This window comes from Turicibacter sp. KK003 (assembly GCF_037014675.1).
GTDB lineage: Bacteria > Bacillota_I > Bacilli_A > MOL361 > Turicibacteraceae > Turicibacter > Turicibacter faecis.
In genome coordinates this window covers 1,691,711-1,716,052 of the sequence record NZ_CP142738.1, presented here as the reverse complement: position 1 = coordinate 1,716,052, position 24,342 = coordinate 1,691,711, and the positions used below count along the sequence as shown (strand labels likewise).

The window sequence follows — 24,342 nt, the reverse complement described above, 5'->3', positions numbered from 1 at the left end:
GCAGTGACAGAGACTTAGTGATTGGTGAGAACTAAGGCCGTGATAATCACGAATTACATTCTTGGAGCATGTTCGTTAGAACCGGTTTTTACCGTTATCAACTTGAGTGGTTAAATAGACGATATTTAACAAGTAGGGTGGTACCGCGACATTTCGTCCCTTCATGATGTTTTTAAACATCTGAAGGGTTTTTTTTATGGCGCGAAGAAGAGGTTCGAATCTAGCATGCTTTAAGGAAGTGAATGATCTAAAAATGATTAAATGAGGTGAACCTATGAAGAATGAATTTTTAAAAGAATTACAGTGGCGTGGTTTAATTAACGACTGTACAGATTTAGAAGCATTAGATGCATTAATGGAAGAAGGAAATATTAAACTTTATTGTGGATTTGACCCAACGGCAGATAGTTTACATATTGGATCATTACTTCCTATTTTAACGTTAAAGAGATTTCAACGAGCAGGGCATAAGCCACTTCCACTTGTAGGAGGGGCTACAGGATTAATTGGAGACCCAACAGGACGTTCAGCAGAACGCCAAGAAAATAGCCATGAGACGGTTATTAAATGGTCAGAAAGTATTAAACGTCAGTTGTCGCAGTTTCTTGAGTTTGGTGATCAATCAAACGCGGCTGAGTTAGTAAATAACTATGATTGGACATCAAATTTAAGTATGATTGAATTTTTACGTGACTTCGGAAAATACTTTAATATTAATTATATTTTGGCGAAAGATACGGTATGCTCTCGTTTAGATCACGGAATGACATTTACCGAGTTTTCATACACAATTTTACAAGGGATGGATTTTAAACACTTATACGAGACTAAAAAATGTGTTCTTCAAATTGGTGGATCAGATCAATGGGGGAATATTACATCAGGGTTAGAATTAATCCGTAAAACGATGGGCCATGAGGCGAAAGCAGTTGGGTTAACGATGCCATTAGTGACAAAGTCTGATGGAACAAAATTCGGAAAAACTGCTGGTGGAGCGATTTGGCTAGATCGTACGAAAACAACTCCTTATGAAATGTATCAGTTTTTAATTAATACGGCGGATGAAGATGCGATTAAATTCTTAAAATATTTTACTTTCTTATCACAGGAAGAAATTAATGCGATTGAAGAAGCATTTACAGCGGCACCACATGAACGTTTAGCACAAAAGGCATTAGCGAAAGAAGTGGTGACACTTGTTCACGGGTACGAGGCTTATGAGCAAGCTTTAAAAATTACTCAAGCATTATTTAGCGGGAATTTATCAGATCTATCAGCTGAAGAGATTGAAGTTGGGTTTAAAGATGTGCCTTCAGTTGAATTAGCAGAAGATTTAAACTTAGTTGATGCCCTTGTTTTTGCGAAAGCAGCAAGCTCAAAACGTGAATCACGTGAGTTCATTAATAATAACTCAATTTCTATTAACGGTGAAAAGGTGAAGGACTTAGACTATGTAGTTTCTAAAGAACAAGCCATTGGTGGTAAATTTACAGTTATTCGTCGTGGAAAGAAAAAATATTTCTTAATTAAACATGTTTAAAAGGAAAGATAAATTCTTTCCTTTTTTTATTGAATTGAATAAAAAAAAGACTTCGATTGCTCGAAGTCTTTTTTACCGTTAGATTAAAGATTAACGGCTGTAGAACTCTACGATTAAGTTTTCGTGGATATCAGCGAATACTTCAGAACGTTCTGGTAAACGTACGAATGTTCCAGTCATTGTAGCTTCATCGAATGATACGAAGTCTGGACGGTGAACAGTTCCTTCTAAAGCAGCTTTGATAATAGCTAAGTTAGCTGACTTTTCACGAACGCTGATTGTTTGTCCTGGTTTTACTGAGTAAGATGGGATATCAACGCGTTGTCCATCTACTAAGATGTGACCATGGTTAACTAACTGACGTGCTTGACGACGAGTGTTAGCTAATCCTAAACGGTATACTAAGTTATCAAGACGAGATTCTAATAAGTATAAGAAGTTCTCACCATGTTTACCTTGTAATTTACCAGCGCGGTCGTATGTACGACGGAATTGACGCTCAGTCATTCCATATGCATGACGTAATTTTTGTTTTTCTTGTAATTGTAATCCGTATTCAGAGATTTTTTTACGTGCTTGTCCGTGTTGCCCAGGTGCATAAGGGCGTTTTTGTAATTCTTTACCGTTTTCTAAGATTGAGTATCCTAAACGACGAGAAATTTTCCAGCTTGGTCCAGTATAACGAGCCATGCTATGACCTCCTTTTAATTTGTCAGAATTTTGATTTTGCATATCAAAAAAGGAGAAAATTTATCCGATACTATAAGTTAGATTAAAATCCCATATCCTCGCCTTTGCAGCCAAAAGGTTATACGATATGCCATCAATCCCTTTAAAGGGAATATTGAGGTTTAATCTAATCATCACAGTTAGATAAAAAGCTGCCTTTCATCAACGCACTCCAGTATAATATCAAGATTCAATATTATTGTCAACAAAAAATCAAAGTTCTAAACAATTTCTAAAAATTTCATCATAAATTCTATCAATTTGAATGGTTTCGACAATTAGTTGCAGAAAGTGTTGCTATAAATGTGTTTTAATGTCTTCAAGATGGAGATTGTGTTTTCCAAATCCCTCTTGTTTGGGGTATTTCGTGAAAGTTTTCTATCTTCGGGTCTAATATAAGAAGTGAAGATACCGAGGATGAGTCGACCTATAGGGGTTGGATAGGATAAGAAAAGCAATCATTTTCTTCATTTAGAAAAGAAAAAAATGAGAGGTTAATGATCAGTGTCGTTTCTTAAAAAGTCAGTAGAAAACCGTAGAAAGCATAGGATTTTTTATCAAATTATGATATGATTATTTAACAATAACTCATTTATAAAACATGGTGGGAGGATACTATGATAGATTTTAAATTACTTATTTTGATCCTAATGATTGTTATATTGGCCATTGTATTAATTTATTCAGTCATTATTGTCTCAAAGAAGAAGCAATATTATGCGAAAATTGATGATTTAGATTATATGAAACATGAGATTTCTAATCAGACCGTTCCATTTGAATTAGCCAAGCTTCGCAGTACTAAAAAGAGTGAGCGAATTGTCAAATTGGTTCAACAATGGGAACGTCGTTGGGGAAAATTAGAGTCAGATTTTATTATGGTAACCGAACAAATTATTTATACGGAGGAACTCGTTGCAGATAAAAGCTTCTCAGAAGCCGATGAGCAATTAATGGAGTTACAACAAACGCTTGATGGATTAAAAGAAGAAGTTGAACAATTAATTGAAGAAATTAAAGCGTTAAAGAAATCAGAGGAGCGTAATCGTTCAAATGTCATCGCTTTAAAAGACTCTTTTGAACAACTTAAATTTCGCTATGAAACGGAAGAGGAAAAATACTCTGATTTTAAAGAAGAAATGAAGACCTTATTTAAAGATGTTGAAGTTTTCTTTTTGAAATTTAATGAATGTATGGATGATTGCAACTATGATTTGGCAGATGAAACATTAGAATTAATTAAATCACATATCGAAACAATTACTTATATGTTTGAACGGGCGCCTCTTTACAAGGAAACATTGACAAATGAGTTAAAACCTTTATTAAGAGAAGTATTAAAAAGTTATGAAACGATTATTTCATCTGGAGTTTACCTCAAGCATTTACAGATAAAAGAAACGATCTCTTATTATCATGGTCAGTTAGAAGAGATTCCTCAGTGGATTAAACGTTTTGATTTTGAAAGAATTGAAGCGACGTTATTAGAGATTCATGATAATGCAAAGCAAATGATTGAATTTATGAAAAAAGAGTACGATCTTCAAACGACGATCAAAGAAATGGTCATGAAGATGAAGGTGACCATGCAACAGATTAAGGAGCAAGGAGAAACATTAAACGCTCGTTACGAAAATATAAAGGATAATTATCGTCTTCCAGAGGAGGAAGAGCAACAATTTAATTTACTTTTAAATGAGCTGAAAATTGTAAATAATGAGTTTACTTATTTACTGGGTCGAATAGAGGAAAATCAAACGGCTAATTCAACACTTGTTCGAGAACTCACATCAATGGGGCAACAAGGCATTGAATTAAAAGAGCAATTACGATTATTTGATGGTGAGATTGAAGGACTTTATGCAGGGGAAAAGGAATGTCGTCAAAAAGCGTTAATGTTGTTAAAGACGTTTAATCAGTTAAAAGGGATGTATCATCAAGTTCGTTTTCCAATTGAGAATGAAGAAACAGTAGAGCTAATTAAACGAGCGAATTTTTCTGTTCAATTGCTTTTTGATACGATCGGTCGTCTTCCGATTAATATTGCGGAAATTGATAAACAATTGACGCTTGTTCAGGCATCGATTGATGAGCTTTCAACGCGTGTAGAGACAGAGGTTTTAGAGGCACAACTTGCGGAACGATTAATGATTTATGGTCATCGATATATCGAGCGTGAGGGAATGTACGTCGTGGATTTGACCATTGCAGAGGATCAATTTCGTCAAGGAAATTATGCCACAGTTATAAAAAAAATGTATGAGTTATTAAAAGAGGTTGAGGGAGCATCCTTTGAAATAACATTTAAACAATTTAAACAACAAGTAAAAATGGGATTGGTTTAGGGGGAAAACTATCTATGTCGTTCGTTAACGAGTAGATAGTTTTTCTTTTTATTAGAGACTTTAGTCTGTTGAACACGCAAAGCGTGTGAAGCATAAAACCACCCGCTATGCGGGTGGCGAATAAAAGTTTATAACCCCATTAAAAAATCACCTTTTTTCCTATAATAGAGTTGTTTAAGCTACTATTTTAGAAGAGAAGGTGATTTTTATGGCGAATCAAACAAATAGTTTATCGCACACAAAATGGATGTGCAAATACCATATTGTGTTTACTCCTAAGTATAGACGAAAAATAATATATAATCAATATAAAACAAGTATAAGAGATATTTTAAAACAACTTTGTGCCTATAAAGGAGTTGAAATTATTGAAGGGCATTTAATGCCAGATCATGTCCATATGTTAGTAAGTATTCCACCTAAAATGAGTGTATCTAGTTTTATGGGATATTTGAAAGGAAAGAGTGCATTGATGATGTTTGATAAACATGCAAATTTGAAATACAAATTTGGAAATCGGCATTTTTGGGCAGAAGGATATTATGTCAGTACGGTTGGCCTAAATGAGGCAACGATAAGGAAATATATTCAGGATCAGGAAAAGCATGATATTGCGATGGATAAATTAAGTGTAAAAGAATATGAAGACCCCTTTAAGGGGTAGCCAGTAGAACGAGCACTCCTTTAGGGGTGAGCAAAGGTGGCAATGGCAAGTAGCTTGAACAAAGTGAAAGCTAGCGCCTTGAGACGCTAGCCGGTAATCAGGGCTTATAGCCCTGGAGAAAACTACCCGTTTGACGGGTAGTTTTTATTAGTAAAAGGTCCTTCTCTAAGCATTCACTTGAATTTAAAAGGAAAAAAATAATGATTTCAATGCAATAAGTGAAGTGAATTTTTTACAGATGCATATTATAATAGTAAGAGACCAACCATGCCTTTTTATATCAGGTGAATCGTAATTTTTTTGACATTTTTACGTCGAATTTCATATTTTATAGTGTAAGCAGATCATAAAACAACCATTTTGTATGTCATAAACTCAGAAAATATTGCGATTTGAGATTATATGCGTTATGTGGTATAATGTCGAAACAATAAGGTAGCACGTGAAGAGGTTATTGAATTCGTCTCATTTAAAAAAGAATTCATCCGAGTTAAAAAGTTTAAAATGGTTCTGAGATGTTTATGTCGGAAGGAGAATCAAAATGATTTATTTAGATAATAGTGCAACAACTCCTGTCGATCCAGAAGTATTAAAAGCCTTTGTAAAAGTTAATGAAAATTTTTGGGGAAATCCGAGTTCATTACATGCGTTTGGGGCGAGAGCCGAACAACTTCTTATTCAAGCAGAAAAACAAGTTCTAACGCTTTTAAACGCCAAAAACCATAAGGTTATTTTCAATTCTGGAGCAACAGAAAGTAACAACTTAGCGATTCGTGGGTTTTGTCATGCTTACAAAAAACGTGGGAACCATATTATTACCACTCCTATTGAGCACGCATCAGTTCATGAAACGATTGAGGAATTAGAGCAAGAAGGTTTCCGAGTCACTTATATTGACGTTACGGCAACGAAAGAGGGGATCCTTCAACAAATTCAAGAGGCGATTTGTGAAGATACGATTTTAATTTCATGTATGCATGTCAATAATGAAATGGGAATGATCCTCCCTATTTATGAAATTGGACAATTACTTAAAAAGTATCCAAAAGTTAAGTTTCATGTGGATGCTGTTCAAAGTATTGGGAAAATTCCTGTGGATATAGATAAAATGAATATTGACTTATTATCATTGTCTGCTCATAAGTTTCACGGTGTTAAAGGGTGTGGGGCTTTGATTATGAATCAATATTTAACTCTAGCTCCAGAAATTACAGGTGGGCATCAAATGTATGGCCTTCGTTCAGGAACGATCAACGTTGCTGGAGCTGTTTCTTTAGCCAAAGCATTACGATTAGTGATTGAGCCACTAGATAGTAATTATCGTCATGTTAAAAGTCTTTTTGACTACGCGATACAAGAATTAGAAAAAATAGACGGTGTTGTCATCAATAGTAACCGTGAAGAACAGACCCCATATATCATTAATTTTGCCGCAGTTCCAATTAAAGGGGAAACGTTAGTCCATGCGCTTGAAGAATACGACGTGTATATCTCTGCGAAGTCCGCTTGTTCTTCAAAATCGGCGGCTGCCTCAAGAATTTTGATGGCACTAGGAATTGGTGAAGACATCGCCTTAGAAAGTGTGCGAGTTAGTTTCTCTGATCGTTCTACTAAAGAAGATGTCGATCAGTTAATTAAAGCTTTAAAAGTAGTCATCGCTCAATTAAAATATTAATCATCTTAGCAAAATCATAGTTTTAGACGAGGAAGGAAATGATGAAATGATTTATGATCGTATTTTAGTCCGTTATGGTGAATTATCGATTAAAGGGAAAAATCGTAAGTATTTTAAAAATGCCTTACATAAAATAATTAGACGTAAATTAAGTGATTTGAAGCAATTAAAGTATGAAGTGACTCGTGATCGTTTTTATATTATTTTAAATGGGACAAATCCTGACCTTGTGACGGAGCAACTAGATAAAGTATTCGGATTACAATCATACAGTTTGACGGCACGTTGTGAAAATGATATTGATGCGATTAAAGCATTAGCTTTAGAGATCATTAATGAGCAACCAGCTGTTAAAACAACATTCAAGGTTGAAACTAAACGTTCAGATAAGCAATTTCCGATGCAATCGGGTGAAATTTCACGTGCAGTTGGTGCTCATCTTCTTATTAATACGTCTCATCTAAGTGTTGATGTGCATCATCCTGATATGACTGTTTTTGTAGAGGTTCGTCGCGAAGGAACATTTATTATGGCTGAACATATTAAAGGATTAGGTGGTTTCCCAGTAGGAATTAGCGGGAAAGGTCTTCTCATGATTTCAGGAGGAATTGATAGTCCTGTTGCCGGTTATTTAATGCAAAAACGCGGGGTTGAAGTAGAGGCCATTCACTTTGCTTCTCCACCTTATACATCTATTCGTTCAAAGCAAAAAGTTCTTGATTTAATGGAAAAAAATGCACATTATGCGCCTGAAGGTCGTATTGATGTACATATCGTTCCATTTACGCAATTACAAACCGCGATTTACGAGAACATTCCGAGCAGTTATACGATGACGGTTATGCGCCGTATGATGTATCGTATTGCTGAAGGAATTGCCAAAAAACGTGAAATTTTAGTTTTAGCAAATGGGGAAAGTTTAGGACAGGTAGCGTCTCAAACGTTGGCAAGCATGTATGCAATTAATGCCGTTACTAATATGCCGATTATTCGTCCAGTGGCCACCCTTGATAAAAATGAAATTATTGAAATTGCGAAAAAAATCGATACTTATGATATCTCAATTCGTCCATATGAAGATTGTTGTACGGTCTTTGTTCCTGAACATCCGGCGACAAATCCATCGCTTGAAAAGTGTGTGGAATTTGAACAAAACTTTGATTTTGACTCTCTTGTACAACAATGTATTGATCAAACAGAAATCATTACAGTGAGTGCAGGAGAAATGATTGAACTTGAAGATAATACAGCATGTGCACTGAATGATTTATTTTAAAAGGGCAGACAAATTCATTTAATACGAGTGAGTAGACGGGCAAGTCAGAATCCACGAGGTGAGTGGATTCCGACTTGCCTTTTTTATTTGCCGCTAGACGGTCATAACGAGTTGAACGTTTATGGAAAGGGAGTATCGTCTTAAGAATGACTCGCCTCTTACAGGATGGTGAGACCTACTTAAAAGCGATAAGGTTAGCCATCCATTAAGAGAGGATAATAAGGACCTAAACAGAGGGAGCGAATAAAGGGGGGAAATGAGTCATGAAGTGTCGGACGAAAAACAAGTTGAGCTAGGTTCTTCTAGTGTAAAATGGAAGGAGCGTAGTAATAAGCTAAGTGTCTAATTATTACTAATTTGTGAAAAAAATATAATTAAACCGCGTTTTTGTTAGACAAATAATTCACAATGTAGTATACTTAAGAGGAATCAAAGTGAATCTATTCACAATTTTGAGGAGGAGTCGGAATGACAAATAGAATTACAAATGTTGAGGAATTAATGTCAACTCTTGAAACGATGAGAGCTGCTCAACGTGAGTTTGCAACATTTACACAAGAACAAGTAGACGAATTATTTTACAAGGCGGCAATGGCAATCAATAATTTGCGCATTCCGTTAGCACAAATGGCAGTTGAAGAAACAGGAATGGGGTTAGTTGAGGATAAGATCATTAAGAATCACTATGCATCTGAGTACATCTATAATAAATATCGTGATGTAAAAACGTGTGGAGTGTTATCAGAGGACTTATCATTTGGAATTCAAAAAATTGCTGAACCAGTGGGGGTAATTGGTGCAGTCATCCCGACAACAAATCCAACGTCAACAGCATGTTTTAAATGTTTAATGGCGATTAAAACGCGTAACGCGATTGTTATTTCAGCCCATCCTCGTGCAAAAAATTGTACGAATTATACGGCTCAAGTGATTCGTGAAACAATTGAGGCAGCGGGGGCTCCAAAAGGATTAATCGCATGGATTGATGCGCCAAGTATTGAATTAACAAATACAGTAATGCGCGAAGTGGATCTGATTTTAGCAACAGGTGGTCCAGGAATGGTAAAATCAGCTTACTCTTCAGGAACGCCAGCTATTGGAGTAGGTGCAGGAAATACACCAGTTATTTTCCATAAAACATGTAATGTTCCAATGGCAGTAAACTCTTTACTACTTTCAAAAACGTTTGATTACGGTGTGATTTGTGCATCTGAGCAATCAATTATTGTTGATGAGGCAATTTATGAAGGTGTTAAATCGGAACTTAAAAAACGTGGGGCATTAATTTTAAATGATGAACAATTAGAGGCAGTTCGTCGTACGATTATTATCAATGGGGCATTAAATGCTAAAATTGTAGGACAACCTGCTTATAAAATTGCTGAATTAGCTGGATTTGAAGTTCCAAAGGATACTAAAATCTTAGTTGGTGAAGTAACGGATACCTCTTTAGAAGAACCTTTTGCTCATGAAAAATTGTCTGTTGTTTTAGCAATGTACAAATCTTCAAATCATGAAGAAGCAGTAGAAATGGCCGAAACATTAGTGAACCATAGTGGATTAGGACATACGTCGGCTATTTATGCGGATGAATTACGTGCGAAAGCAGATATTGAAGCAATGATGTTACGTATGCGTACAACAACTGTTTTAATTAATCAACCGACGGCACACGGAGGAATTGGAGATATCTTCAACTTTGCTTTAGCCCCATCATTAACATTAGGTTGTGGATCTTGGGGAAATAACTCAGTATCAGAAAACGTTGGTCCGCAACATTTAATTAATATTAAGACAGTGGCTAAAAGGAGAGAAAATATGCTTTGGTTTAAAGTGCCAGCAAAAGTTTACTATAAATTTGGATGCTTACCAGTAGCATTAGAAGATTTAAAATTTGATGGGAAAAAACGAGCATTCATCGTAACGGATAAAGTATTATTTGATTTAGGATATACGAAACATGTGACAGATGAGTTAGATCGCTATAATATTCAATACACGATGTTTACTGATGTTCACCCAGATCCATTATTATCAGATGCTAAAAAAGGTGCCGAAGCAATGGCTAATTTCCAACCAGATGTAATCATTGCCCTAGGTGGAGGATCTGCGATGGATGCCGCTAAAATTATGTGGGTTTTATATGAACACCCACAAACAGATTTTGCTGATTTAGCGATGCGTTTCATGGATGTTCGCAAACGTATTTATCGTTTCCCTAAAATGGGACAAAAATCTAGCCTTGTATGTATTGCAACATCAGCAGGGACTGGATCAGAGGTTACGCCATTTGCCGTTATTACGGATGATGAAACAGGAATTAAGTATCCATTAGCGGATTATGAATTAACGCCAACGATGGCCATTGTTGACCCAGCTTTAATGTTATCAATGCCAAAAGGGTTATGTGCAGCTTCAGGGATTGATGTTTTAACACATGCTCTTGAATCTTTAGTAGCGACTGTTGCAACGGAATACACAATTCCATTATCACTCGAGTCTGCAAAATTAGTTTTTGAATATCTTCCAGAGTCTTACCATGGAGGAGCTGAGGCGAAGGTGGCAAAAGAAAGAATGGCCAATGCTTCATGTATGGCAGGAATGGCATTTTCTAATGCAATGTTAGGATTATGTCACTCAATGGCACATAAATTAGGAGCAAGATTCCATATTCCTCATGGAATTGCGAATGCCTTACTTATTAATGAAGTCATTAAATATAACGCGACAGATGCACCATTTAAACAAGGAACATTCCCACAATATGAAACACCTCAAGCAATTGAGCGTTATGCAAAAGCAGCAGATTATCTAGGATTAACAGGAAATACGGATGAAGAAAAAGTAGAAGCTTTAATTCGTAAAATTAACGAATTAAAACAAGAAATTAATATTCCGGCAAGCATTTCAGAATGTAATGTATCAGAAGAGGAGTTCTTAGCATCACTTGATAGCTTAGCTGTAGAAGCATTTGATGATCAATGTACAGCAGCAAATCCTCGCTATCCATTAATTCAAGATATCAAACAATTATATTTAAATGCTTTCTATGGAGAAGCAAAATAAGTTTTTTATTTTAAATTTCGCATACTTACTCTGACAAAAAAGGCGGTCTACCTTAGGGTGGATCGCCTTTTTATGTGGGAGAATGAGTCATTACAGAGGGAATTAATCAATGAAAGAAGACGCAAGGTGTGTTTGATTTATAATTTCAATCAATGGTAAACGATAAATGTTGTTTGCGAGTCAGACTTCACTATTTATTTTTAAGAGGGACAACGCGCCTTCAGTTCATTTCATGGCTTGGCGGTATAAAATGATTTTAATTTTAAGAGACATAGATATCCCTTTTTATACATTTTTTTATTAAAAAAAACATAAATCACAAAAAAACACAATTAGGGAAATAAAGGTAGTATAATGGAGGTAACAAGTTGATAGGCAAGATGAGAAGAGAGTCAGCATGAATAACTTGTCATTGGACCATGTAAGTCATGTATCAAAACCGGTAAGAATGTCTTAAGAAAATGAAAGTTATAAAATCATTAGATAATATACAATTGTCGATTTAAAACTATCCTTTGAAATTAGTTTCTTAAAGTGTAGTTTTTTATTAATATCTAGGAGAGTTTTTAGGATAACTTCACGGTTCTAATGACAACACCAATGGTTGATATGATAGAGGAGTAGGCAAAGGAGGATTAATTGTGTGGGAGTTGTATCTTAACGAATTGAGGAAAGGGTTTCGTCGGATTGAGGTTAGATTTATTTCGATGCTATTTCTTTTGATTTGTATTTTAGCATTTTTAGTTAATTGCTTGGAGTTTTATGGGACATCCTTTTCGTTTATTCGAAGGGCAAGTCAAATGACGATTATGATTAGTTGTTATAGTAGTTATTTTCTTAGTCTTATTACAATGTTGTTGCCATTATTGGCAGGTTTTTTATATTCAGATAATTTTATTTTAGAAAAAAACAATGGGACATTATCGCTTCTTTTAACGAGGACGTCATTAAAGCGAATTATGGTATCTAAAGTTTTTGCTGTCATGACGCTCCCATTTGTCATTTCTTTTTTTAGTTTAAGCGTTAATATCCTATTAACTTATTTTACTTTTCCAAGTATTGCTGGGGATAGTGACCTTAGTTTTCCAGCATACGATATTGGATTGAATCAATACTCTTCCCTTTACGCTTTTGATTTGCTAAGGTTAAATTCAGAATGGGGATATACGTATTTTTATGTTTTATTAATTAGCCTTTTTGCGAGCGTCCTCGCCGTATTCATTTTTTCCGTGGTTAACTGGGTAGGGAAAAATAGTTATTTAACCATCATTGGTATTTTTATCGGATTTATTATGGGGGGATTAGCATTAGCGCTAACTGGAATGGAACGTTGGAGTTGGCATATTGCGTTTAGACCCTATGCTCTTGGCAGTGCAATTACCCCTTTTCTATGGCTCATTGGTTTAGTTGTGATTGCTATTGGCCTTCTTATTATTTATACTCGGCGAGTGGAGTTGATTGAGTCATGATCTTTGAGAAAAATTTGTTGAAACGCATTTGGTTAGGGGGATTTGGAAGGACCTTATTAATGGTAAGTTTCACGCTCTCGGTTCTTTATTCCTTCCTTGCATTTAGGAGTTATTCGGGGCTATTTTATCAATTTGAAAGATTATACTCTATTCAATCTAACACAGTTATTATAAATTTTTTTATCTGTCCTTTATTTTTAGTTATTTTAATGTGGTTTTGGAATCAATATACAAATATTCAGGTTCTTCTAAGATTTAAAGGTAGTCGAAAAAAATTGATGGGGCAATTAAAGTTAATCATGATAAACGCTTGTCTGTTTGTTACGTTGTTTAACTTGCCGTTTTTTCTTTTAGGAGTGTGGATTTTAGTAGCCGACCAATCGCCAGTAGCCCTCATTTTAATTTTATTCTCGAGTTGCCTACAATTTATTGGTTTTAATCTATTAGGAAATTTACAGCTATTAATCCAATTAAAAACAAACCAATCCATTGTTTCATTTTTAATAGGGGTCGTCCTACTCCAAATTCCAGAATTGCTAGGGGATCTTCTTCGCCAACCTAATCTTTCAATCAGTCGGATCATCTATTTAAACAATTGGTTTCTTCCAGGTGGAGATATACAAGATAATTTAGTCGCATTGGTTGTGATGAGTTTCCTTTGGCTGGGTACTTTTATTTTATTACAGCGTATGCATCGGGAGCGAGGACGTCTTCAGAGACAACGTTATTTTCTAAAAAGGGTGGGCTTATTTAATCATAAAAGATTACTTATTCATGCCCTAACTTGTGCTATTGTTTTAACGGTATATTCCTATTTAATTGGGAATCTTCAACAAGAAGGAAGTATGTTTGAAGCAACCTTGTCGATGTTTAATGTCGTAGAATTTGATTTTTTACAAACCATTATTCCGATATTTATCTTTTCCCTGCCGTTTATTTCTTTTATCTCCTTAAATGGAGACAAGATATATCGTGATTATTTTGAGAGGGGAGAGCTTGTTCTCACAAGAATTCAACGTAAAAGGATTTGGTTCGTCAAAATGATGAGTGAATTGCTAAAAGAAAGTACTCTTTTTTGTTCGGGGCTTATCATGATGACCTTGGGGCTCTCTGTCTTTTTGGGTTATCATTTCGAGTTGTATTTATTTGAAGAAGTTGCAATTCTTTTCGGATTACTCGTACTATTTTTTAGTTTGATGACTCTTCTTTCTAATCTTGTATGTTTTTTAACGAAAAGTAGTTTAGGAGGAATCGTTACCATTACGGTGTTTTATGCGTCTTTTCTTATGGTGGCTTATTTGTATGAATGGCATCCATCATTTTTATTTATGATAAAATGGCTTCCTGTCTCGCAAATTGTGATGTCGTGGCATACTGAATTAATGGCGTTAACCCATACAAGTTTTACATTTAGTTTTTCTTTTGTTTATCTGTTAGTGGGTCTTCTTGTTTGTAGTGGAGTATTATATCACGTGTTTAAAAAGACAGAAAATTATTAAATAGTAAAAAAATGAAGTGAACATTTAAATTTTTAATTGGGGTGAAAAAAATGCATAATGTAGTTTTAATGAATGTTTCTAAAACAATAGGTCATGACGATGTTTTAAAAAATATTTCTGCAACATTTGAATCAGGAAAGATTTATGGTATTTTTGGAAGAAATGGGTCGGGTAAAACGATGCTTTTTCGTGCGATTTGTGGATTAATTAAAATAACAACAGGGGAGATCCATTTCAACGATCTCAAACTTCATCGGGATGTTTCGTATGCTCCTAATGTAGGAGTCATTATTGAAACTCCGTCATTTTGGAAAGAGTTTAGTGGATTTGAAAATTTAAAGATGTTAGCATCTATTCAGGGAAAAATAACTGATGTGGAAATCATAGAATCTTTACGAAGAGTTGGGCTTGACCCGCAGGATAAACGACCAGTAAAAAAATACTCTTTGGGAATGAAACAAAGATTAGCGATTGCCCAGGGGATTATGGAAAACCCGGATTTGATTGTTTTTGACGAGCCTACAAATGCCTTAGATGAAGAGGCGGTCCAATTGTTAAGACAAATTCTAATTGAGGAAAAAGAGCGAGGGGCAATTGTCTTAATTGCAAGTCATAATAAAGATGACATCCGATTATTGGCCGATGTTTTTATGAAAATGGAGAGCGGAAGACTTTCAGAGGTGACGACGTATGAGTAAAGGAACAAAATTATTCATTTTTACCATCATCTTACTCATTGGTGGAGCTTTTATTTTTGGGCAAGTGACAAGAAAATCTTTCGATTTGAATAATAAAATTGCAAATTTTGAGGAATTTCAACACTTTCAAGCAGAATCCTTTTCTTATCGGCCGATGAATTATTTTAATGATGATATTCAAACAGTAGAGGAGTTGGAGAAAGCATCGGATTTAATCGTGACAGTTTCTGAGGTTCGAGAAAGGGAATTAGTCAAACAGGCAACGAAAACGACTCTAGTTATCGATAAAGTATTAAAGGGGGAGGTTAATTCAGGGGATGAAATTATCCTTTACGAACCGGCGTATTTCATCAAATGGATGGATGATCATCAAAATGGCTACTTTGACTCATCGGGTTATCAATTGATTCAAGATGGGAATAAATACATCTTGTTTTTGAGCCATTTACAAGCTCCACAGGGTTATAAGTGGTCAGAGGAAGAGAAACGATCATTCTTACCAACTTCGCAATTATACGCTAAATATCCGTTAACTATAAATACAGAGGTCGAATCTCAGTTAATGGATGAGGGTCAATTGTTAGAGACGTGGGGGCAAACCCGGGATTACGAACTTTTAATAAACGATAAGCAAATACTTAACCACTATATTAGCTTAAAAAATCAGATTCTTACTAAATATTTAAAAAAGTAAGGGGCGTCCTAATAATAGGATAAACCTCCTTTTTTAAATATAAAAAAAGGCGATTTATCTTCATGATAGATCGTCTTTTTCTGATAAGGAGCCCTCTCCTAAGAAACAAAAAAAGTAGCACAGCATGCTGTGCTACTTTTACTATGGTAGATTCGGATAGATTTAAAGTTAAACCAGTCCAACGGGAACACCTCATTTACTAACAGAAGTTAATAGAAATCGGTTAACTTAAAGCTTAAAGACTCCAATGGGAACACCTCATTTACTAACAGAAGTTAATAGAAATCGGTTAACTTAAAGCTTAAAGACTCCAATGGGAACACCTCATTTACTAACAGAAGTTAATAGAAATCGGTTAACTTAAAGCTTAAAGACTCCAATGGGAACACCTCATTTACTAACAGAAGTTAATAGAAATCGGTTAACTTAAAGCTTAAAGACTCCAACGGAAACACCTCATTTACTAACAGAAGTTAATAGAAATCGGTCAACTTAAAGCTTAAAGACTCCAACGGGAACACCTCATTTACTAACGGAAGTTAATAGAAATATCGGTTAACTTAAAGCTTAAAGACTCAAACGGGAACACCTCATTTACTAACAGAAGTTAATAGAAATCGGTTCACTTAAAGCTTAAAGACTCCAACGGGAACACCTCATTTACTAACAGAAGTTAATAAAATTAGGTAGATTTAAAACTAAATCACTCCAACGGAAACACCTCATTTACTAACGGAAGTTAATAGAAATCGGTTAACTTAAAGCTCAAAGACTCCAATGGGAACACCTCATTTATAAATATAAAGTGTAGTTGTTTGGAAAGAATCTACATAGTAGGCGGATTAGTTGTCATAGTTATCCCTCACATTTTTATTAGGATGAAAGTCATCATTTTTTATAGACTAGAAGAAGGAGAAGTCCTTTCTTCTAGTCGGGGGAGGGGATTCTTTATGAGTGAGAAGACCCTCATTAACTTCATCTACTGATACATGTATAAGGATAAGGTTCTTTTATTATTCTTGGCTTTGAGCCCCTAATTGTTGTTGGGCTTGTTTAACTAAACGTTTAGTAATTTCTCCACCAACAGAACCGTTTTGGCGAGCTGTTGCATCGGCACCTAATTGAACACCTTGTTCACTCGCAATCTCATATTTCATTTGATCGATTGCATTTTTTGCTCCAGGCACTACTAATTTATTTTTTGATTGACTAGCCATTTGAATGACCTCCTTATAAAGTAGCGAGTGCCGATTATTTTATGACAGATGTCTTTGAACTGGCACCCTGCTACCCGTATTTAAATAAATCGTATGAATAACTAAACTAGATTACTCTTGAGAGTTACCGCTTAATTGTTGTTGAGCTTGTTTAACTAAGCGTTTTGTAATTTCTCCACCGACAGAACCATTTTGGCGTGAAGAAGTATCAGGGCCTAAATTTACACCGAATTCTTTAGCAATCTCAGCTTTCATTTGATCAATTGCATTTTGAGCACCAGGAACCACTAATTTATTACGTGTTGACATATAAATAACCTCCTGACATACCATTAAGGGAAAATGTAATTTTTAAACGCTGTTACAACTCTAAATCGGAAAAATGGAATTATTTAGTTAAACTTTGTTTAGCCTTTGCAATTAAACGTTTAGTAATTTCGCCACCAACTGCACCATTTTCTTTAGCTGTTGCATGACGGCCAAAGTTTACACCAAGTTCTTTAGCAATTTCGGCTTTCATTTGATCAATTGCATTTTGAGCACCAGGAACCACTAATTTATTACGTGTTGCCATGATGATAACCTCCTAACCTAACATTTTGTATAAAACTTAAGAAATAGAGGATAAATACTACTTAATCAGAGCCATTTTTTACTTAAAGAATGACGTTAAATTCTATTCTTGGCTGAATTGTTGTTGTGCTTGTTTAACGAGACGTTTAGTGATTTCACCACCAACTGAACCGTTTTGACGAGCAGTTGCATCAGCTCCAAGTTGAACACCGAATTCGTTTGCAATTTCGGCTTTCATTTGGTTGACGGCATCTTTTGCACCAGGAACCACTAATTTATTTTTGCTTGATTGGTTTGCCATGTTTATCACCTCCTGACAATCATAATTTGTGCACTATCGACAAAAAGATACACGAAAAAATAATTTTTTTTATTTTTTTATCTCGTTCACTTGAAAAAGATGAAGAAATAGTTCATTTAACTTCACAAGAATGTCTTGATAAATCGGATAAATGTCTAAAATAATCTGGATAAAAGGTTAAAAAGATAGGGACGAATAGTGTAAAATAGTGTATGAAAAAGGAATTCTATAAATAATAGGTGATTAAATGCTAATCGAATCAAGTAATAATTCAAATGTAAAACGATGGATGAAATTAAAACAGAAGAAATATCGTTCCCAATTCAATCAATTTATTGTTGAAGGGGAACATTTAGTTTTAGAGGCCTTAAAAGCAAAAGTGGTAAAGGAGATCATTATAAGGGAACATAGTCAGTTGCCTGATTCAATTCAACCTCACGAGTGTACGGTGTACCAATTAAAAGAGAGTTTATTTACCCAATTGGCATCTACTCAGGCACCTCAATCGGTGATGGCCGTTTGTGAGATGAAACAAAAGCCCGTAACAGAAATGAACCGATTATTACTCCTAGACCGTGTTCAAGATCCAGGAAATTTAGGAACGTTACTAAGAAGTGCGGTTGCCTTCGGTTTTGATGGGGTTATCTTAGGTGAGGGTTGTGTCGATGTTTATAATGAAAAAGTGATTCGATCAACACAGGGTGCCATTTTTACCTTGGCCATGGAATCTCATTCGTTATCGGACTATATTAAAAGACTGATGGAACAAGGAATCCATGTTTTTGGAACAAGCCTTTATCACGGATCTCCGCTTTCAACCATTGAGGAATTTCCACGAATGGCCTTTATGTTAGGAAATGAGGGAAGTGGCGTGCAAACGGAATTATTAGAGTTAACGCATCAAAATATTTTTATTGAAATGAGTGAAAATATTGAATCTTTAAATGTTTCGATTGCGGGAAGTATTATAATGTATCATTTTCGTCAATAATAAGGAGGAAAGACCTTCGTCTTCCTTCCTCGAAAAAGATAATTATTCATCAATGCCTTTACTCATGGATGAAAGTGTGTTACAATAATTTCACATAGTATTTCGAGAAAGAGTGGGGTTTCCCACTCTTTTGTATTATGGTTAAAATGTTTGAAAGAGGTGAAATCCTAATGTCAAATATCGTAGCTCAAACAGAAATGTTGGTTCAACCGATTTGTGAAGCGGCGGGTGTTGAACTTGTGGATGTCGAATATGTAAAAGAAGGGCAGTCGTTTTTTCTTCGCGTGTATGTAGATACACCAGAGGGAATTGATATCGATCAGTGCGCAGACGTTGCTGAGGCATTAAGTCAACAATTAGATCAACAGGATTATATAGAAGGTGAGTATGTATTAGAGGTTTCATCACCGGGTGCTGAGCGTCCGTTAAAGACGCAAGAGGCGGTGAAGGGTGCCCTAGGATCTTATATTAATGTAAGAACATATAAAGCGATTGATGGTCAAAAAGAATTTGAAGGATATTTAACAAATTTTGAAGACGAAATCATGCAATTAGAAATCATGGTTAAAACACGTAAAAAAACAGTTGAAATTCCTTATGACATGGCATCTAAGGTTCGACTTGCAATTAAGTTTTAAGGAGGATATATCAGAATGAATACGAAAGAGTTTTTTGCTGCTCTTGAATTATTAGAAAAAGAAAAAGGTATTTCAAAAGATATTATTATCGAGGCTTTTGAACACGCTTTAATTAGTGCATATAAGAAAAATTTTAATCAAGCGACAAATGTTAAAGTTGAAATTAATGAACACACAGGAACTGTTAAATTATATCAACAAAAAACAGTAACAGAAGACGTCACACGTCCGCAAGAACAAATTAGCCTTTCAGAAGCGATGAAAATTAATCCTCATTACGAAGAAGGAGATATTATCAACTTTGAGGTAACGCCAAAAGATTTTGGACGTATTGCAACGCAAACGGCTAAACAAGTGGTGAAACAACGTATTCGCCAAGCAGAACGCGATAACTTGCTTCAAGAGTTTAAAGATCGCGAAGGTGAAATTGTAACTGGGATTGTCGTAAAAGATGATGGAAAACATGTGTTTGTTGACTTAGGAAAAATTGAAGCCTTACTTCCGATGCGTGAAATTATGAACCCAGATGAAATCAAACCTAATTCACGTATTAAAGTTTATATTAGTAAGATCGAATCAAAAAATAAAGGACCTGTTGTTTACGTTTCACGTAAAGATCCTAATTTAATTAAACGTTTATTTGAGTTAGAAGTTCCTGAAATTTATGATGGAACGGTTGAAATTATGTCAGTTGCTCGTGATGCAGGGGACCGTACAAAAATTTGTGTCTTCTCTGAGGACCCAAACGTGGATCCAGTTGGAGCTTGCGTTGGACCATCAGGACAACGTGTTCAAAACATTGTTGACGAGTTAAACGGAGAGAAAATTGATATTATTCACTACTCAAAAGATCCAGAAGTATTAGTTGCTAATGCGTTAAGCCCAGCACAAGTAACAAAGGTTGTTGTAGATGAATCAAGAAAAGCGACAACGGTGTTAGTTCCAGATAATCAATTATCTTTAGCGATTGGAAAACGCGGGCAAAATGCTCGACTTGCTGCCCAATTAACAGGATGGAAAATTGATATTAAACCGGAATCAGAGGCTGCTAATTTAGATATTGAATTATAGGAAAAGGTCACGCAAGGAGGTCATGGAATGAAACAAAGAAAAATCCCGATGCGTAAATGTGTGATTACAGGTGAGAAAAAGCCAAAGAAGGAATTAATTCGTATTGTTCGTGGAACAGATGGTGAGGTATCGGTTGATACGACAGGTAAAAAAAATGGTCGTGGTGTTTACCTTCACTTAACGGAGGAAGTTGTAGCGCTTGCTCGTAAAAAAAATGTTTTAAGCCGTCATTTAGAAGTTGAAGTTCCTGAATCTATTTATGAGGAATTGGCTAAGCAGGCTCAAAAACAAGTGAAATAGGTGAAGACGATGAATAATCGGCAATGGTTAAATTTTTTAGGATTAGCATTTAGCGCCGGAGCAGTTATAACAGGTGAACAGTTAGTCGTTGGAGCTATCCAAAGTAAAAAAGTTCATTTCGTTATATTAGCAGAAGATATCGGTGGAAATACGTTTAAAAAAGTAACGGATAAATGCAAGTTTTATGGAATAGAGTGGGTTCAAAAAGGACAGAGCGATGAGCTTGGTCATGCTTTAGGGAAAGACTTCCGTAAAGTCATTGGAATCACGGATCCTAATTTTTCGAAAGCTTTAAAGAATAAGATTCATGCACAGATGCATACATTAAATGAGACGACAAACTAAGAATTTATCAGTGAATTAACGATTAGAAGTTACGAGTTAACGGATAATTTTAAAGATTAAATTCTTAATCAAACATGTCATGTTAGGAGACGATGTTATATTGATGTTAGATAAAAATTTAAAGAATAAAGATCATGTACAAGCAAAGGGCGGAAAAGATTCATCTCATGATGATGATTTATTTAAATACGATGAATATGTAGAAGTAAAACGTCCGAAAATTACGAAAAAGAAAAAATCAAATCAAAAGAAAACAAAAAATGAAAAAAGCGATCGTATTGCAAACGTGCCTGTTAAAGAAGATAAAGATGCGGCTATTGTTTATTACAGTGAGGAGTTAACAGTAGGTGATTTAGCAGAACGTTTAGGAAAATCAACAGGCGAAATTGTTAAGCAATTATTAATGCTTGGAATGATGGCGACAGTTAATCAAACATTAGATCGTGAAACAGTAGAATTATTAGCAGAAGAAGCAGGGTTTGAAGTTAAAGATAAGATTTTTACCGATGTTACAGAGTTTGAGAAAATTGTGATTGAAGATTCAGAAGAAGATTTAGAAAAACGTCCACCGGTTGTTACAATTATGGGACACGTTGACCATGGAAAAACAACATTATTAGATGCTATTCGTAATTCACGCGTTGTTACAGGTGAAGCAGGAGGAATTACTCAGCATATCGGGGCGTACCAAGTTAATCATGGTGGAAATGTTATTACATTCTTAGATACACCAGGCCATGCTGCATTCACATCGATGCGTGCTCGTGGTGCTCAAGTGACAGATATCTGTGTTCTTGTTGTTGCATCTGATGATGGGGTTATGCCACAAACAAAAGAAGCCATCGATCATGCTAAGGCAGCGGGAGTTCCAATTATTGTTGCCATTAATAAAATGGATAAGCCAACGGCAAACCCAGAACGTGTTATGCAAGAATTACTTGAATTCTCATTAGTTCCTGAAGATTGGGGAGGAGATACGATTTATGTTAAGTTATCTGCTTTACAAGGAGAAGGAATTGATGATTTATTAGAAATGATTAACCTTGTGTCTGAAATGAATGAATATAAAGCAAATCCAAAACGTTTAGCAACGGGAACAGTTATCGAAGCGAAATTAGATAAAGGTCGTGGGCCAGTTGCCACTTTATTAGTAGAAAACGGAACATTACGTATTGGAGATGCAATTGTTGTTGGGAATACACACGGACGTGTGCGTGCCATGGTTAATGATTTAAATCAACGTATTGACACAGCGGGACCATCAACACCAATTGAAATTACGGGATTAAATGATGTGCCTCAAGCTGGAGATCGTTTCATGGTCTTCCCAAGTGAAAAAGAGGCTCGCCAAATTGCAGACCAACGTGCGGCAAACGCTCGTGAGTTAGGAAATAAACCTGGTAAGGCCGTTTCATTAGATGAACTTTTCTCACAAATTCAAGAGGGAGAAATGAAAGAATTAAATGTGATCATCAAAGGGGACGTGCAAGGTTCAGTCGAAGCTTTAAGTGGATCACTTCAAAAAATTGATGTTGAAGGGGTTAAAATTAATATTATTCGCGGATCAGTCGGAACGATTACAGAAACAGACGTGACGTTAGCAGCGGCTTCAAATGCGATTATTATTGGATTTAACGTTCGTCCATCGGCAACAACTCGTAATCAAGCAGATGCAGAAGGCGTAGATATCCGTTTACACTCAATTATTTACAAAGTAATTGAAGAAATCGAAGCAGCGATGAAAGGGATGTTAGACCCAATCTTCGAAGAAAAAGTAACTGGACAATTAGAAGTTCGTCAGACATTTAAAGTGTCTAAAGTGGGAACAATCGCCGGATGTTATGTAACAGATGGATCTGTGTCTCGTAATGCAAGTGTTCGTGTTATTCGAGATGGAATTGTTGTCTTCGAAGGACAATTAGGTTCATTAAAACGTTTTAAAGACGAAGTTAAAGAAGTAAATTACGGTTATGAGTGTGGAATCACAATCGAACGTTATAATGATATTAAAGAAGGCGACATTATTGAAGCTTACGTGATGGAAGAAGTTAAGCGCGCATAGTTAAGATAGAATTAGATGAAAAAGGGTGATTGAAGATGTCACAGATTCGAGTACAAAAACTTTCAAAACAAATTGAACGTGATGTAACAGATATCATCATGAATGAAATTAAGGATACTAAAGTAGGATTTGTAACGGTCACAGGGGCAGAGGTAACAAGTGATTTATCATTTTGTAAAATCTATTATTCTGTGTTAGGTGGAGAAAACCGTCGTGAAGCAGCAACGAAGGCCCTAACTCGTGCGAAAGGATTTATTCGTAGCGAATTAGGAAAACGTATGTCTACACGTAAGGTTCCTGATTTAATTTTTGAAATTGATGAATCAATTGCGTACGGAAATAAAATTGATACTATGTTGGCAGATTTACGTCGACAAGGAAAAATGTAAAAAGTGCGAGGACATCTAGATGGTAGATGTCCTCTTTTTTATAGTAGGAACTGACGCATGCCACTTTTCTCACCGAGGTGGTGAAAAAGGTAGAGACACGGTGGCATTTTTACAAAATGTCTCATGAAAATAAAAAAGTTCTATTGTTTTTCTAAAAAAAGAAAAGAGTCCATAAATAACTTCAATTATCGTTTAAATCTAACGTAAACGAATAAAATAATGGAATTATATCAACAATTAGGGAATTACGCTCAGGAATCTCTTGTTTTCGACAGTTAGTGAATGATAAAATAATAGTATAAGTGACACAATAGGCGGTGGGAATTTGTGAAAAAAGCAGGAGTCAGTGTTGGCGTTGTCATGATTTTAATGTTAGTAGGGAGTTTCTTTTTTAAAGGAAATACTAATTTACTTGTTAGCGCCCATGAAACATATGATATTGTACAAGGGGAGTTAGACGGTCATGTGATTCAACAAGACGGAAAAGTGTTGAATTTAGCTCGTCTAGAGCGATTCTATAAACAGATGCGTCGTGGAAATGATGATCATATCATCATGGCTTTATCCCAGGCAGGAAAGTATGAAATTTATGAATTACATTTTTCAAATGGGAAGTTAAAACTCTTTTATGATATGAATGATGATGGTCAGGGACGAAAAGAGTATAAAGTTAAAGTTTACGAATCGATGAAAAAAATTTATAAGAAAGATAAAATTACGTATCTCTTAGTAAATGGTGAAGAAGAACGAGCAATTTTATCATATAATTTAAATGAATAATCCACACTAATCCTAGGAAC

The 24,342-nt window shown here is 35.4% G+C and carries 23 protein-coding genes and 1 other annotated feature (1 of these 24 running past the window's edge); of the genes, 18 read left to right on the top strand and 5 right to left on the bottom strand.

Features of this window, described 5'->3' with window-relative positions:
- Nucleotides 1-164, top strand: a binding site (T-box leader); it begins 40 nt to the left of the window's first position.
- Between the two features lie 110 nt (nt 165-274).
- Nucleotides 275-1,540 (top strand): tyrosine--tRNA ligase, encoded by a 1,266-nt coding sequence (gene tyrS / locus VXM77_RS08450; protein ID WP_161831973.1) that lies wholly within the window; start codon nt 275-277, stop codon nt 1,538-1,540.
- Nucleotides 1,541-1,630: 90 nt separating this feature from the next.
- Here the strand turns inward: tyrS and rpsD are convergent, their stop codons facing one another.
- The gene (gene rpsD, locus VXM77_RS08445; protein ID WP_055241189.1) at nt 1,631-2,230 is read right to left on the bottom strand and encodes a 30S ribosomal protein S4; all 600 of its coding nucleotides are present in this window, start codon (nt 2,228-2,230) and stop codon (nt 1,631-1,633) included.
- Nucleotides 2,231-2,886: 656 nt separating this feature from the next.
- Here rpsD and VXM77_RS08440 point away from each other — a divergent pair.
- The 9 genes from VXM77_RS08440 (at nt 2,887) to VXM77_RS08400 (ending at nt 15,655) form a co-directional block, all read left to right on the top strand.
- Nucleotides 2,887-4,614 carry a septation ring formation regulator EzrA gene (locus tag VXM77_RS08440; protein ID WP_161831974.1) on the top strand — a complete coding sequence of 576 codons (1,728 nt, stop codon included), beginning with the start codon at nt 2,887-2,889 and terminating at the stop codon, nt 4,612-4,614.
- Nucleotides 4,615-4,822: 208 nt separating this feature from the next.
- Entirely contained in the window at nt 4,823-5,278 is a 456-nt protein-coding gene (gene tnpA / locus VXM77_RS08435; protein ID WP_161832950.1) for an IS200/IS605 family transposase, read from the top strand.
- Nucleotides 5,279-5,819: 541 nt separating this feature from the next.
- Complete coding sequence (locus VXM77_RS08430) at nt 5,820-6,953, top strand: cysteine desulfurase family protein (protein ID WP_262950451.1); 1,134 nt, start codon at nt 5,820-5,822, stop codon at nt 6,951-6,953.
- Nucleotides 6,954-6,999: 46 nt separating this feature from the next.
- Nucleotides 7,000-8,229, top strand: a complete 1,230-nt coding sequence (gene thiI / locus VXM77_RS08425; protein WP_161832837.1) for a tRNA uracil 4-sulfurtransferase ThiI — start codon at nt 7,000-7,002, stop codon at nt 8,227-8,229.
- 468 nt (nt 8,230-8,697) lie between these two features.
- Nucleotides 8,698-11,295 carry a bifunctional acetaldehyde-CoA/alcohol dehydrogenase gene (adhE, locus tag VXM77_RS08420; RefSeq protein ID WP_262950453.1) on the top strand — a complete coding sequence of 866 codons (2,598 nt, stop codon included), beginning with the start codon at nt 8,698-8,700 and terminating at the stop codon, nt 11,293-11,295.
- 641 nt (nt 11,296-11,936) lie between these two features.
- On the top strand, nt 11,937-12,764 hold the full coding sequence (locus VXM77_RS08415; protein ID WP_161832835.1) for a hypothetical protein: 828 nt from the start codon (nt 11,937-11,939) through the stop codon (nt 12,762-12,764).
- A gap of 17 nt (nt 12,765-12,781) precedes the next feature.
- Nucleotides 12,782-14,263: a hypothetical protein gene (locus tag VXM77_RS08410; RefSeq protein ID WP_338506003.1), complete on the top strand. Its 1,482-nt coding sequence runs from the start codon at nt 12,782-12,784 to the stop codon at nt 14,261-14,263.
- Nucleotides 14,264-14,313: 50 nt separating this feature from the next.
- Nucleotides 14,314-14,961 (top strand): ATP-binding cassette domain-containing protein, encoded by a 648-nt coding sequence (locus VXM77_RS08405; protein WP_161832833.1) that lies wholly within the window; start codon nt 14,314-14,316, stop codon nt 14,959-14,961.
- Entirely contained in the window at nt 14,954-15,655 is a 702-nt protein-coding gene (locus VXM77_RS08400) for a hypothetical protein (RefSeq protein WP_161832832.1), read from the top strand. The genes VXM77_RS08405 and VXM77_RS08400 overlap by 8 nt, the downstream gene beginning before the upstream one ends.
- Before the next feature lie 1,013 nt (nt 15,656-16,668).
- Here VXM77_RS08400 and VXM77_RS08395 read toward each other — a convergent pair.
- From VXM77_RS08395 to VXM77_RS08380, 4 genes are all read right to left on the bottom strand, one after another.
- Nucleotides 16,669-16,872 (bottom strand): alpha/beta-type small acid-soluble spore protein, encoded by a 204-nt coding sequence (locus VXM77_RS08395; RefSeq protein ID WP_161832367.1) that lies wholly within the window; start codon nt 16,870-16,872, stop codon nt 16,669-16,671.
- Between the two features lie 111 nt (nt 16,873-16,983).
- A complete protein-coding gene (locus VXM77_RS08390) occupies nt 16,984-17,181 on the bottom strand; it encodes an alpha/beta-type small acid-soluble spore protein (protein ID WP_161832366.1) in 198 nt (65 codons plus the stop codon).
- A gap of 79 nt (nt 17,182-17,260) precedes the next feature.
- A complete protein-coding gene (locus VXM77_RS08385) occupies nt 17,261-17,446 on the bottom strand; it encodes an alpha/beta-type small acid-soluble spore protein (protein WP_161832365.1) in 186 nt (61 codons plus the stop codon).
- Between the two features lie 102 nt (nt 17,447-17,548).
- On the bottom strand, nt 17,549-17,746 hold the full coding sequence (locus VXM77_RS08380; protein ID WP_161832364.1) for an alpha/beta-type small acid-soluble spore protein: 198 nt from the start codon (nt 17,744-17,746) through the stop codon (nt 17,549-17,551).
- A gap of 247 nt (nt 17,747-17,993) precedes the next feature.
- On the opposite strand from VXM77_RS08380, the gene VXM77_RS08375 reads away from it, so the two are divergent.
- The 8 genes from VXM77_RS08375 to VXM77_RS08340 all read left to right on the top strand — a co-directional run bounded on the left by VXM77_RS08375 (nt 17,994) and on the right by VXM77_RS08340 (nt 24,322).
- Complete coding sequence (locus VXM77_RS08375; protein ID WP_338505998.1) at nt 17,994-18,737, top strand: RNA methyltransferase; 744 nt, start codon at nt 17,994-17,996, stop codon at nt 18,735-18,737.
- 170 nt (nt 18,738-18,907) lie between these two features.
- The gene (gene rimP / locus VXM77_RS08370; RefSeq protein WP_338505997.1) at nt 18,908-19,375 is read left to right on the top strand and encodes a ribosome maturation factor RimP; all 468 of its coding nucleotides are present in this window, start codon (nt 18,908-18,910) and stop codon (nt 19,373-19,375) included.
- A gap of 15 nt (nt 19,376-19,390) precedes the next feature.
- Entirely contained in the window at nt 19,391-20,446 is a 1,056-nt protein-coding gene (gene nusA, locus VXM77_RS08365) for a transcription termination factor NusA (RefSeq protein WP_338505995.1), read from the top strand.
- Between the two features lie 27 nt (nt 20,447-20,473).
- Nucleotides 20,474-20,746, top strand: a complete 273-nt coding sequence (locus VXM77_RS08360) for a YlxR family protein (protein WP_161832360.1) — start codon at nt 20,474-20,476, stop codon at nt 20,744-20,746.
- A gap of 9 nt (nt 20,747-20,755) precedes the next feature.
- Nucleotides 20,756-21,091, top strand: coding sequence for a ribosomal L7Ae/L30e/S12e/Gadd45 family protein (locus tag VXM77_RS08355; RefSeq protein WP_161832359.1), 336 nt, complete (start codon nt 20,756-20,758; stop codon nt 21,089-21,091).
- 79 nt (nt 21,092-21,170) lie between these two features.
- Nucleotides 21,171-23,153 (top strand): translation initiation factor IF-2, encoded by a 1,983-nt coding sequence (gene infB, locus VXM77_RS08350; RefSeq protein WP_161832358.1) that lies wholly within the window; start codon nt 21,171-21,173, stop codon nt 23,151-23,153.
- Between the two features lie 35 nt (nt 23,154-23,188).
- Complete coding sequence (gene rbfA, locus VXM77_RS08345; protein WP_161832357.1) at nt 23,189-23,542, top strand: 30S ribosome-binding factor RbfA; 354 nt, start codon at nt 23,189-23,191, stop codon at nt 23,540-23,542.
- 327 nt (nt 23,543-23,869) lie between these two features.
- Nucleotides 23,870-24,322, top strand: coding sequence for a DUF4362 domain-containing protein (locus VXM77_RS08340; protein WP_161832356.1), 453 nt, complete (start codon nt 23,870-23,872; stop codon nt 24,320-24,322).
- The last annotated feature ends 20 nt before the right edge of the window (nt 24,323-24,342 follow it).